At 71.6% G+C, this 12,538-nt stretch carries 10 protein-coding genes; 1 reads left to right on the top strand and 9 read right to left on the bottom strand.

Translation table 11 applies throughout. From position 1 onward, the window contains the following. Positions 1-118: 118 nt before the first annotated feature. The 9 genes from WBG99_RS22670 to WBG99_RS22630 form a co-directional block, all read right to left on the bottom strand. Complete coding sequence (locus WBG99_RS22670; RefSeq protein ID WP_338898071.1) at positions 119-1,141, bottom strand: glycoside hydrolase family 6 protein; 1,023 nt, start codon at positions 1,139-1,141, stop codon at positions 119-121. A gap of 77 nt (positions 1,142-1,218) precedes the next feature. After that, positions 1,219-1,917 carry a class F sortase gene (locus WBG99_RS22665; protein WP_338898070.1) on the bottom strand — a complete coding sequence of 233 codons (699 nt, stop codon included), beginning with the start codon at positions 1,915-1,917 and terminating at the stop codon, positions 1,219-1,221. 9 nt (positions 1,918-1,926) lie between these two features. Beyond that, a complete protein-coding gene (locus WBG99_RS22660) occupies positions 1,927-2,598 on the bottom strand; it encodes a hypothetical protein (protein ID WP_338898069.1) in 672 nt (223 codons plus the stop codon). 128 nt (positions 2,599-2,726) lie between these two features. Further along, entirely contained in the window at positions 2,727-3,506 is a 780-nt protein-coding gene (locus WBG99_RS22655) for an HAD-IIA family hydrolase (RefSeq protein WP_338898068.1), read from the bottom strand. 382 nt (positions 3,507-3,888) lie between these two features. Next, positions 3,889-5,298 (bottom strand): IS4 family transposase, encoded by a 1,410-nt coding sequence (locus WBG99_RS22650; protein ID WP_338894362.1) that lies wholly within the window; start codon positions 5,296-5,298, stop codon positions 3,889-3,891. Between the two features lie 135 nt (positions 5,299-5,433). Then, positions 5,434-6,843, bottom strand: coding sequence for an IS4 family transposase (locus WBG99_RS22645; RefSeq protein WP_338898067.1), 1,410 nt, complete (start codon positions 6,841-6,843; stop codon positions 5,434-5,436). A gap of 115 nt (positions 6,844-6,958) precedes the next feature. Beyond that, a complete protein-coding gene (locus tag WBG99_RS22640) occupies positions 6,959-7,786 on the bottom strand; it encodes a cell wall protein (RefSeq protein WP_338898066.1) in 828 nt (275 codons plus the stop codon). Positions 7,787-8,403: 617 nt separating this feature from the next. Continuing rightward, entirely contained in the window at positions 8,404-9,357 is a 954-nt protein-coding gene (locus WBG99_RS22635; protein WP_338898065.1) for an SCO1860 family LAETG-anchored protein, read from the bottom strand. A gap of 808 nt (positions 9,358-10,165) precedes the next feature. Then, entirely contained in the window at positions 10,166-11,320 is a 1,155-nt protein-coding gene (locus tag WBG99_RS22630) for an ROK family transcriptional regulator (protein ID WP_338898064.1), read from the bottom strand. Between the two features lie 55 nt (positions 11,321-11,375). On the opposite strand from WBG99_RS22630, the gene WBG99_RS22625 reads away from it, so the two are divergent. Then, positions 11,376-12,464, top strand: a complete 1,089-nt coding sequence (locus WBG99_RS22625) for a Gfo/Idh/MocA family oxidoreductase (protein WP_338898063.1) — start codon at positions 11,376-11,378, stop codon at positions 12,462-12,464. Positions 12,465-12,538 lie beyond the last annotated feature (74 nt).

Here is a 12,538-nt window from a genome sequence, read left to right as displayed (position 1 = left end):
GTTCGTTATCGGGTACGGGTAACGGGTACGGGTGCGTGGGTACTGGTCGCGCGGGACCAGCACCCGCCCCGCACCGCTCACGCCCCGCCCCATCGGGCGCCCCGCCCCTCAGCCTGACTCAGTCGGACGCCTCGGCCAGGTCCAGCGCGTACTCCGGCCACCACTGCCCCGCCTTCGGACCGCCCTTGCACTCACCGTCCGACTCGCCAGGCCGCTTCACCCACAGATACGCGTCTACCAGCGGGTCCGCCGTCTTCGTCGTCGGGGTCTCGCCCAGCGCGCGGCCCGGCGGGTTGCACCACTGTTCGTCCTTGTTCCCCTCGGTCCAGGGGCCGTTGCCGTTGCGGCTGGTGTCGATGACGAACGGCTTGTCACCGATCTTCGAGGAGAGTCGCCGGCCGTACTCGACGGAGTCCTCGGTGGTGTAGAAGTTCGAGACGTTGACGGCGAAGCCGTCGGCCTTCTCGACGCCCGCCCACTTCAACGGCTCGGCGATCTTGTCGGCCTCGCTCCACCCCGCGTTCCCGGCGTCCAGATAGACCTTCGTGTTCCGCAGCGCGCCGAGTGTCCCGATCGTGCTCTTGAGCAGGTCGTACCGCTCCTCGTGGAACTCGCCCGGCGTACAGCCGTCCACCACGTGGAGCACCGCGTCGGGCTCCAGCACGACCGTGGCCGGACGGTCCCCGATGCCTTTGGCCACTGCGTCGATCCACGCCCGGTACGCCTCGCCGTCGGCCGCGCCGCCACCGGAGTACTGGCCGCAGTCGCGGTGCGGGATGTTGTAGAGGACGAGGACGGCGTCCCGGTCGGCCTTCTCGGCGGCCTCGGTGAAGCCCCTGGCCTCCTGCTCCGGGTTCTCCTGGCTGATCCACTCGCCGGTCGGCTGTTCGGCGATCCTGCGGATCAGCTCGGCGTCCTCGTCCTTGCCGGCCTTCTCATAGGCGGCCACCTGCGCCGCCGCGTTCCCCTCCGGATTGACCCAGAACGGGCCCGTGCCGCGCGGCTGTCGGGTGGGGTCGGAACCGGAGGCCCGGTCCTTCCCGCCGTCGCCGCCGTCTCCCCCGAAACAGCCGGCGAGCAATAACGCCACCCCCGCCACCGCCACGGACGCCCGAACCCCGGCCCCCGTACTGCCGTACATCCAACTCCCCCTCGGGTGCACCATGCCGTAAGCCCCAATCCTGACATAAGTCCCGCCTCCCCTTCGGGCCCTTGCGTTCAAGACCCCTTGCCGCTCAGGTACGCGGAGACGACGACGTTCGCCGTGTAGGTGCGGCTCGTCCGGTCGAAGGTGCCGCCGCAGGTGACGAGGCGGAGTTCGGCGCGCCCCGACTGCCGTACGCCGTAGGCGCGTTGGGCGTCGAAGTCGTCGCGGCCGATGACCTGGACGTCGTCGACGGTGAACTCGGCGACTCGGCCGTCGTCGCGGATCACCCGGATCGTCTCGCCGACGCGCAACGCGCTCAGCCGGTAGAAGACGGCGGGCCGGGTGTCGGTGTCGACGTGCCCGACGAACAGCGCGGCCCCGGGCGCCCCCGGCGGTGTGCCGCCCGCGTACCAGCCGACGGCGCCCGGTCTGCTGTAGGAGGGCGGTTCGATCGCGCCGTCCCGGTCCAGGCCGCGCGCCACGACCGGCGCCCGCACCCCCATCGAGGGGATGTCGAGCCGCTGCGGGCGGGCGCCCCGCAACGGCGCGGCGGCGGGCGGCAGTCCGGCCCGGGCGGGCCGACCGACCGCCGCCACGTCGCCGGTGGTCGGCGCCGAGATGCCCTGCCGTACGTCGGTGACCTCGCGGCCCCACAGCCACAGGCCGAGCAGCAGCACGGCCCAGGCGACACCGGCGGTGACCCGGCCCGTTCCGCTGCCGGACCCGGTCGTGGTCGCGCGTGCGTCGTCGGAGTAGTCCCGGCTGGTCACGGCGCCCCCTTACTTCGTGCGGCGGCCCCGGCGGGCGCCCCGCGCCACCACCGCCACCGCCGCGACCCCGGCCAGAATCAGTCCGACCACCGCGTGCCGGGCACCCGGACCGGTGTGCCGGGCGTCGTCCGTGGAGCTGACCGGGTCGGCCTCGTGCGGCGAGGTCGCCGAGCCGGCCGCCAGGTGGTCCGCCGCACCGCCGCCGCCCGCGCGGACGGGGGCGACCGGGGAGGCCGGGGACGAAGGCGGCGGCGAGGCGGCGGGCTCGGTGTCCGACGGCTTCGACGGCTTCGACGGCTTCGACGGCTTGGCGGGGGCGGGCTTCCCGTCGCCGACCGTGATCGTGCCCGTGACCTTGTCCTCCCTGCCGTCACAGGTGATCCGTACGTCGTACGTGCCGGGTTCGAGCGTGGAGCGGACCCGGGTGTCCCCGGACAGTGTGCCGAGGCCGTTGCCGGTGAGCCGGGTGAGCTGCGCGTCCGCGACGAACGCCTTCGAGGCGGCCGTTCCCGACTTGCCTCCGCAGCCCTTGGCCCGCACCTGGATGTCGCTGCCGGGCGCCGGCGTGGCCGGCACCACCGACACGTCCCCGGGGTCGGCCGCGTGGACCGAGGGTGCCGACGCGGTCAGCGCGACCGCGACGACCGTCCCGGCACAGAGAGTGATTCCCAGTGAGCCCATGGTGAACCTCCAGACACCTGAGACTCCCTCGTCGGCCGCCCGGCCGCATCCGGGGAGGGGCTACGACTGCTCCGTACGGGTGTCGGGGGGTTTATCCCGGGGTTCGAGCACTCATGGGGCGCGGCGGATCAGACGCGGTCGACGAGGTCCGCGATCGAGTTCACGACCTTCGACGGGCGGTAGGGGAACTTCTCGATCTGCGCGGCGGCCGTCAGACCGGTGAGGACGAGGAAGGTCTCCATCCCGGCCTCGATGCCCGCGAGGACGTCGGTGTCCATCCGGTCGCCGATCATCGCGCTGGTCTCGGAGTGCGCGCCGATCGCGTTCAGGCCGGTGCGCATCATCAGCGGGTTCGGCTTGCCCGCGAAGTACGGCTTCTGCCCGGTCGCCTTGGTGATCAGCGCGGCCACGGCCCCGGTCGCGGGCAGCGGGCCCTCGGTGGAGGGGCCGGTCTCGTCCGGGTTGGTGGCGATGAACCGGGCACCACCGTTGATCAGCCGTACCGCCTTCGTCATGGCCTCGAAGGAGTACGTACGGGTCTCGCCGAGGACGACGTAGTCGGGCTCGTGGTCGGTGAGCACGTACCCGATGTCGTGCAGGGCGGTGGTCAGCCCCGCCTCGCCGATGACGTACGCCGTGCCGCCGGGCCGCTGGTCGTCGAGGAACTGCGCGGTGGCGAGGGCGGAGGTCCAGATGTTCTCGACGGGCACGTCCAGCCCCATACGGGCGAGACGGGCGTGCAGGTCACGCGCGGTGTAGATCGAGTTGTTGGTGAGTACCAGGAAGGGGCGCCCCGACTCGCGCAGCTTCTTTATGAAGGCATCGGCGCCGGGGATCGGCACGCCCTCGTGGATGAGCACACCGTCCATGTCGGTGAGCCACGACTCGATGGGCTTGCGCTCTGCCATGTGCGATCTCCTGCCGTACGTCCGGGTCCGCGCCCAACCCTAGTGAGACGTGGCTGGAAAGAGGAGGCCGATCTTGGCCGCTGAGACCGCCCGCATCAGGTCAGCGGCGTGCGGGCGGCGTCGGGGGACGACCCGGCGGTTCCGCTGGTGCCGCCACAGGCGACGTCGGCCCGCAGGGCGCGCCGTCAGGTGCGTGCTCTCGGCGTGCCGGGCGTCGCGACGGGCGAACGCTGACTGTCGCGGCACTAGAAGGCCGATGAAGACCTTGCTCCGGCCGCCCGGCTCGCCCCGGGTCGCCGGTGAATGTCAATCGGCGTGAATGGGCGCAAGCCAGGCGCAATTTCAAGATCTTCAGGGCACTTCTAGGACAACGCCGTTGCGTTTATGTCCGTGAGCGGTTCGCAAGTCCGTGCTCGAAGAACGTGATGGCGGTTCGGATGGTGTAGTTCTGGCTGGTCGTGGGCTGTTGTCCGGCGTTCGGTCCGTACTTGCTGGTGGGGTTCTTGCGGGTGCGGGCCTTGACGCGGTGCTGGTGGCGGGCGGGGTGCAGGGCGTCGAGGACGGTCCGGCCGATGGTGCCGAGGAGTTCGGCGGGTCCCGCCGGGGGCAGGATTCCGGTCGCGGTGGTGACGGTGTCGGCAGCGGTGGTCTGCAGGACGGTGAAGCTGATGCGGTCCATGTCCAGGCCGGGCCGGGTGCAGGCGGTGTCGGCGGCGGCGCGGATCAGGGCCTGGTAGGTGGTGAGCAGGGCGTAGACCTCCTGGTCGAGGCCGGTCAGGCTGCGGGAGCGCAGGACGCGGCCATCCAGCATGGTCGCCTTGATCGAGAAGTACGTCGTCTCCGACTGCCACCGCTCGTGGTAGAGATCCACGAGTCCGGCGGCCGGGTGGGCGGCCGGGTCGAGGAGGCTGGTGAGCAGGCGCCACTGCTCGGTGCGGACGGTGCCGTCGGCCAGCGTGACGGTCACGGATGCCTCGATGACGCGGACGGTCAGCAGGACGGGCAGGACGCCGTAGCCGATCCGGGCCAGGTAGGAGCCGTCGCCCAGGCGCCGGAAGGGGGTGGGTATCCGGCGGGCGGAGGAGCGCACCAGGAACTGGGCGCCGGTGGCCTGGACGTCCCGGGCGAACTCGGCTCCATCGAAGCCGGCATCGGCCAGCAGGAGCATCGTGCGGTCCAGCACACTCAACAGGCGGCCTGCGTAGGTGAGTTCGCCGTCACTCTCGGGACCGAACGCGGCGGCCAACACGGCACGGGTGCCACACTCGACCAGGACCACGAGTCGCAGCAGCGGGTAGCCGAACTCCACGCTCTCGCCCGCTCGCTTGGGATAGCGCCAGGTGAGCGCCTCCTCATCGGGCACGTGCAGCAGGGTGCCGTCCACGGCCACGGTCCGCAGCCCTCGATAGAACGAACCGGCCTGCCCGATGTGGGCGACGGGCCCGGCGATGATCTCGAACAGCCGTCGCAGCGGTGCTGCTCCTATTCGCCGTCGGGCCCTGGACAGCGAGGAGACCGCCGGACGCACCAACGGCAGTCCATCCAGCCCTGCCGTCAGCTTGCCCCACACGCCCCGATAGGAGCAGTCCTCGAACAGGGCCAGCGCGAGGACGAAGTAGACCACAACCCGGGACGGCAGCAGTCGCAGCCGTTTCTCACGTGACCTGGTCTCCTCGATCACCGTGTCCACCAGTACGAAGTCCACGATCTGGGTCAACTCGCCCAAGTGACCGGGCGCGTACACACCCCCGGCCGCCTCGACCGTGCGCGTGATGACAGACTTCTCCTGCAACGGGACTCCCGATGATCTTCTTGCTCGACACAAGCTGATCTATCAGGACGTCCCGTTGCGTCATTCACCAGGGCTTGACCTGCGACTCAAGACTCAAACGCAACGGCGTTGACTTCTAGGACAACGCCGTTGCGTTTATGTCCGTGAGCGGTTCGCAAGTCCGTGCTCGAAGAACGTGATGGCGGTTCGGATGGTGTAGTTCTGGCTGGTCGTGGGCTGTTGTCCGGCGTTCGGTCCGTACTTGCTGGTGGGGTTCTTGCGGGTGCGGGCCTTGACGCGGTGCTGGTGGCGGGCGGGGTGCAGGGCGTCGAGGACGGTCCGGCCGATGGTGCCGAGGAGTTCGGCGGGTCCCGCCGGGGGCAGGATTCCGGTCGCGGTGGTGACGGTGTCGGCAGCGGTGGTCTGCAGGACGGTGAAGCTGATGCGGTCCATGTCCAGGCCGGGCCGGGTGCAGGCGGTGTCGGCGGCGGCGCGGATCAGGGCCTGGTAGGTGGTGAGCAGGGCGTAGACCTCCTGGTCGAGGCCGGTCAGGCTGCGGGAGCGCAGGACGCGGCCATCCAGCATGGTCGCCTTGATCGAGAAGTACGTCGTCTCCGACTGCCACCGCTCGTGGTAGAGATCCACGAGTCCGGCGGCCGGGTGGGCGGCCGGGTCGAGGAGGCTGGTGAGCAGGCGCCACTGCTCGGTGCGGACGGTGCCGTCGGCCAGCGTGACGGTCACGGATGCCTCGATGACGCGGACGGTCAGCAGGACGGGCAGGACGCCGTAGCCGATCCGGGCCAGGTAGGAGCCGTCGCCCAGGCGCCGGAAGGGGGTGGGTATCCGGCGGGCGGAGGAGCGCACCAGGAACTGGGCGCCGGTGGCCTGGACGTCCCGGGCGAACTCGGCTCCATCGAAGCCGGCATCGGCCAGCAGGAGCATCGTGCGGTCCAGCACACTCAACAGGCGGCCTGCGTAGGTGAGTTCGCCGTCACTCTCGGGACCGAACGCGGCGGCCAACACGGCACGGGTGCCACACTCGACCAGGACCACGAGTCGCAGCAGCGGGTAGCCGAACTCCACGCTCTCGCCCGCTCGCTTGGGATAGCGCCAGGTGAGCGCCTCCTCATCGGGCACGTGCAGCAGGGTGCCGTCCACGGCCACGGTCCGCAGCCCTCGATAGAACGAACCGGCCTGCCCGATGTGGGCGACGGGCCCGGCGATGATCTCGAACAGCCGTCGCAGCGGTGCTGCTCCTATTCGCCGTCGGGCCCTGGACAGCGAGGAGACCGCCGGACGCACCAACGGCAGTCCCTCCAGCCCTGCCGTCAGCTTGCCCCACACGCCCCGATAGGAGCAGTCCTCGAACAGGGCCAGCGCGAGGACGAAGTAGACCACAACCCGGGACGGCAGCAGTCGCAGCCATTTCTCACGTGACCTGGTCTCCTCGATCACCGTGTCCACCAGTACGAAGTCCACGATCTGGGTCAACTCGCCCAAGTGACCGGGCGCGTACACACCCCCGGCCGCCTCGACCGTGCGCGTGATGACAGACTTCTCCTGCAACGGGACTCCCGATGATCTTCTTGCTCGACACAAGCTGATCTATCAGGACGTCCCGTTGCGTCATTCACCAGGGCTTGACCTGCGACTCAAGACTCAAACGCAACGGCGTTGACTTCTAGGACCCGTCGCCTCGCCTGCGGACGGCCGCCGTCAGCAGTCCGCCGGCGGCCAGGAGAAGGATCCCGGTCACGTACGGCAGCGCCTCGCGCACACCGGTCTCGGCCAGCTCGTCGGCGTACGGCAGCCGCGAGGGCCCCTCCCGTACGGCGTCACCGTCGAAGTCCTTCTCCGCGCCGGAGTCCTTCTCCGCGCCGGAGTCCTGGTCGTCCTCCTCGCCGTCGGTGATCCGGAAGCGGTAGGTGTTCGACTCCCCCACCCACTCGCTGTCGTCGCCCCGCCGCTCGACCACGGCCGCGTTCGCCACGACCTCGTTCGGTACGGCCGCGTCGGAGGTGAGGGAGAGACGGACCTTGACGGTGAGAGTGCGGCCGGCCGGCACGGTGAAACCGGTGCCGCCCCCGTCCCCGTCGCCGCCGAGGACGCCGACCAGTTCGTCCGAGTCGGTCCGCTCGAAGGTCACCGGGCGGGAGGTGGTGCCCTCGGTGCCCTCGTAGAACTCCAGCTGCGGCTGCGACCGGCTCAGGCTGCGCCCGGCGTCGACCAGCACGACCACCGGGTGGATGTCCACACAGGTCCGGGAGGTGGTGTTGGTGAGGTCCAGCGACCAGGTCCCGAAGCCTCCGCCGGCCACGTAGGTGGCGGGGCCGCCGTGGATCCGGGTCCGGATCGGGAAGTCCGTGCTGTCGGCACCCGCACAGGAGGGCCGGCGGCCGTCCGCCGCCGTGAGCGGAGGCGCGGGGTCGTCGGGGAGCGCCACTGCGGGACCACTGACGAGGGCGGCTGCGGTGGCGAGGGCATAGGTCAGACACGTACACAGTCGCATAAGCACATGACCATGCCATCGGCTCACACCGATGGGCCCTGCCACGCCCAGGACACCGTGGGCCGGGGCAGGAAGTCCCCTCGGTCGGCGGAACGAGTCACGCCAACGTGCACGGCCGAGAGCCGGACCGGTCCTTTCCGGGGGCGGCCGGGTACACGTGTCCTTCTTCAAGGGGCTCGGGGAGCTGTGCCGGCGGGGCAACGCGCACGGTCGGGACGAGCGTGCGCGTTGGGCAGGACCGCCTACGAAGTGGGGGCTCTGCCCGGATGTCCCGCACTGTGCGCAGCGACGTCGGCGGCGGCACCGTCACGGTTCCCCTTCCAGGAGAACGCCGCGAGAAGACCCCTCGTCGGCCCTTACGCCATGGGGGCGACCAGAGTTGCGGCCCGGTCGGCGCCGGCGTTTGCTGATGAGCACCGGGCGCCGGTCCCTCCCCTCGCGGTTACCTGTCGCCAGCCGCTGAGACCGGCGCTCCGGTTCCTTGGGGCCGAGTGCGGCCTGTGGCCGCGACCGATGGGCGCTCGACGAAGCCGGGCAGAGGTGAAGCGCGGTGGTCTTCCCGGGTTCTCCGGGATCTGCCGTCCGCCCCACCCCTGCTGGGCGTCGAGCACGCTGGATCAGACGTTCTTGCGGCCGCGCCTGCGGCCGAGTGCGGTGGCTGCTCCGCCCGCGATGACAAGGACCGCCCCGCCTGCCAGGAAGCGCGGCGTCAGGGGGCTGCCGCCGGTCTCTGCCAGATCAGGCCCCTGGGAGGGTGCGACCGACTGCGGAAGGGGTGCCGACCGCGCGGGCCCTGTCGGGGTGAGCGACTGTGGGGCGGACGGTGCCGGGCTCTCGGAGGCCGGCTGAGGAGACCGGCAGGTGGCCTGTGCCAGGGTCACGGTGCCTTCCACCTTCGCAACGCCCAGCCGCAAGGGATCCACGGACACCTGCAGGCGGAGTGACGTGGCGGCGGCCGTGGTACTGGCCGTCTCCCTGTGGGACAGGGAAAGCCGGACCGTGCCGACGCCCGGGGCCTCGACGGTGGCGGTGCCGTCGGCTGCCAGCGGCACCTGCTTGCCGAGAGCGGTGACGGGCCCCAGTACCTGGGACCCGGCGACCGGTTGCCGTCCGGCGACACACGTTGCCGTGGCGGTGATCTTTTCGACCTCCACCAGGGACAGTGCAGGCAGCCCGGGCACATGCACCCGCGCCCGTACGAGATGGGACGTCCCTTCGGCTCGGTCGCCGGCGACATGGGCTTTCGCACTGACGGCGTCGGCCTGAAGCAGCCGGACCGGGCGGTCGCCGTTGACTTGGTCGAGGGTGACGTCGAGGGTCCTCTTCTCCGCGGTCGCCGGAGCCTGAACCTCATTGAGCGTGGCCCGCAGAGGCGTCGTTCCGGCCGACTCGGCCCGGGAGACGTCCAGCGCCGCGCGGAAAGCCACCGCCGTGGCGCTGCCCTGGGGAGTGTCGGTCGCGGGAACCGCGGCGGCTTCAGCAGCGAGTGCCGAGCCGGCCAGGAGGAGACCCGCGGCCGACAGGGCGGCAAGGCCACCGGCATATGCAGTCCGAGGCGAGATTCTGGTCAACGCGATGTCCTTGCGTGCGGTGAGGTGGGAGCCGCCCGGAACCAGCCGGTGACCGGCCGGCCGGGCAGCAAGGCCTCATCCTGCTCAGTCGGAAGCCGCCAGCCGCACGCAACACGGATGCTTCATCACAAGGGAGACGTTTGCGGGCAAAAGTTCTAACCATGCTTCCGGGCCACTACGGCGGTCGGAGCCCGCGCCGGTCGACGGAACCGATCTCCGGAGATCCTGTTCATGGGCCGCCGGGTGCGTCTGCACGTGCTGCCTGGTCGCGCAGTCCGCGAACGCGCCACCGGCACGGCGCCCGACACCGGCCCCCTGCCCCCTCTATGGGGCGCAACGACCACGCCAGTAGCGCGTGGCGTCGTGTTCCCCGGCGCCACGCGGGTGAGCATGTGCGGACCCAGCCCTCTTCCTGCCCTGCTGTTCAACACCGTCGCCTTGTTCGGCTGGGGCGCCTGGGCCGCCCGCACGCCGGGCACGGATGGCCGTCCTCGTGCCGGGCCGGGGGCAAGGACATGCTGATCGACCTAGTGATCATTGTCGCGAATGCCCTGATCGAGTAGCCGGGCCGTCGGGTGTCCGCGTACTCGTTGAGGTGCTCGGCCAGGGGACGTCGCAGGTCAGCGGGATTGCGTGCCGGGCGCGCCGACCCACGCGACCAGCCAGCGGCTCGGGAGACCGCACGAACAACCACGGGCACACGCGCCCACCGAGCAACCAGCGGCGCGGGGGGCCCACGCGAACAGTCCCACACAACCCGCACCCGCCCACCGCCAGCGCCCCCACGGCGAACCGGCGGCGCCCCACCTCACCCGTCCGCGCGCCCGAACAACGGCGCCAGCAACAACTGCGCCGCCCCCTCCGCCACCCCCGACGAACCGCCGGAGGCAACCCGCACCGGCACCGCCGGATCCTCCCCCTGCCGCCGAGCCCACTCGTCCAGCACGAAGCCCACCTCTCGCACGAACGCGTCGGGACGCGCCTCGACCGTGCGCCCACCGAGCAGCACCAGCTCGATGTCGAGCAGCCCGACCAGATTCGCCGCGCCCGTGCCCAGCACCCGCGCCGCCTCCTCCACGTCCCCCCGGGCCACCGCCGCGAGGCACAGCGCCTCGATGCACCCCCGGTTCCCGCACTCGCACAACGGCCCGCCCAACTGGACCACCTGATGCCCGAACTCCCCGGCCCGGGTCCGGGCTCCCCGGTGCACCGCCCCGTCGATCACGAGTCCCGCCCCCAGCCCCGTGCCGAGGTGGAGGTAGGCGAAGGACCCGTGCGCCCCGGCGACCGCCGCCAGCCCCAGCGCCGCCGCGTTGGTGTCCTTGTCCACCACCACCGGCATCCCCAGCCGCCGCGCGAGGGCCGCCCGCAGCGGAAACCCGTCCCACTCGGGAAACCCGGTGACCCGGTGCAGCACGCCGTGCAGGTGGTCGAGGGGGCCGGGGAGGGCGACTCCGACGCCGAGGACGGGAAGGAGAGCGGAACCGGGCTCGGGGCCGACCGCGCCACGGCCCTCGCTCGCCCCCGCCAGCAGCGCCTCGACCTCGTGCGCCGCGCCCTCGATCACGGCATCCGCCCCGGCCCCGAGGCTCAGCGGCGCACGCCGCTCCGCGACGACCGCGCCGGTCAGGTCGCAGAGCACGGCCGTCAGCTCGTCGCGGTCGAGGTGCAGGCCGACGGCGTGTCCGGCGTCGGGCACGAGCCGCAGCACGGTGCGCGGCTTGCCCCCGGTGGACGCCCGGTACCCCGCCTCGGTCACGAGCCCGTCCGCCCGCAGCCGAGCGATGATCTTGCTGACGGCCTGCGGGGTGAGCCCGGTCCGCTCGGCGAGCTCAAGGCGGCTTATCCCGGCCGTGCCGGCGGTGCGCAGCAGATCCAGCACCAGCGCGCCGTTGTGACTGCGCAGGGCGAGAAGGTTCACGCCGGTCGCGCCTGCCGTACGCCCGTACCCGTTTCCGTTCACTCTCCCATTGTCCCTCGCCCTTGCACTTCGGCAACAGCGTTGTTTAAGTGGGCGTATGACAGGCACCAGCACAGGCAGGCCCCTCCGCGTCGCCCTCGTCGGCTACGGCCTCGCCGGCTCCGTCTTCCACGCCCCGCTGATCGCCGCGACGGAGGGTCTGGCCCTCGACACGGTCGTGACGTCGAACGCGGAGCGGCGGGCGCGGGCGCGCGCCGAGTTCCCGGAGGTGCGGTTCGCGGCCACGGCGGACGAGTTGTGGGCGCGGGCGGACGAGCTGGACCTCGTCGTCGTCGCCTCCCCGAACAAGACGCACGTCCCGATCGCCGGCGCCGCCCTGGAGGCGGGCCTCGCGGTCGTCGTCGACAAGCCCGTCGCCGGCACGGCGGCCGAGGCACGCGAGCTGGCGGCCCTCGCGGACGCGCGCGGCCTGCTTCTCTCCGTCTTCCAGAACCGCCGCTGGGACAACGACTTCCTGACCCTGAGCAAGCTTCTCGCCGACGGCGCGCTGGGCGAGGTCCGCCGCTTCGAGTCCCGCTTCGAACGCTGGCGCCCCCAACTCAAGGGCGGCTGGCGCGAGTCCGGCGACCCCACAGAGATCGGAGGTCTGCTCTACGACCTGGGCAGCCACGTCGTCGACCAGGCCCTCACCCTCTTCGGCCCCGCCACCCTCGTCTACGCCGAGTCCGACCTCCGCCGCCCCGGCGCCGAGACGGACGACGACACGTTCATCGCCGTCACCCACGCCGGCGGCGTCCGCTCCCACTTCCACGTCTCCGCCGTGGCCCCGCAACTCGGCCCGCGCTTCCGAGTGCTGGGCTCCGAGGCGGGCTACGTGAAGTACGGCCTCGACCCCCAGGAGACCGCCCTCCGCGGGGGAGACCGCCCCGCGCCCGGCGGCGCCGACTGGGGTCTGGAGCCCGAGGAACTCCGGGGCCGCGTCGGCGCCGGCGACTCCCCGCTGACCGGCGGCGGCAGCCCCGTCCCGACCCTCCCGGGCGCCTACCCGGCGTACTACGAGGCCGTGGCCGCCGCCCTGCACGGCACCGGCGACAACCCGGTGACCGCCTACGAGGCCGCCGCCGCGCTGGACGTACTGGAGGCGGCGCGGAGGTCGGCGCGCGAGGGCGTGGCGGTGAAGCTCTGACGAACGACGCCGCCCTCGCCGGCGCGCCCTGAAGGGGCGCGGGGAACTTCGCGAGCAACCACGACAAACCCGCA

It is taken from the genome of Streptomyces sp. TG1A-60 (genome assembly GCF_037201975.1).
In the GTDB taxonomy this organism is placed as follows: domain Bacteria; phylum Actinomycetota; class Actinomycetes; order Streptomycetales; family Streptomycetaceae; genus Streptomyces.
Note: the sequence above shows the minus strand (reverse complement) of the source record. Positions and strands in the feature narration are given on the sequence as shown.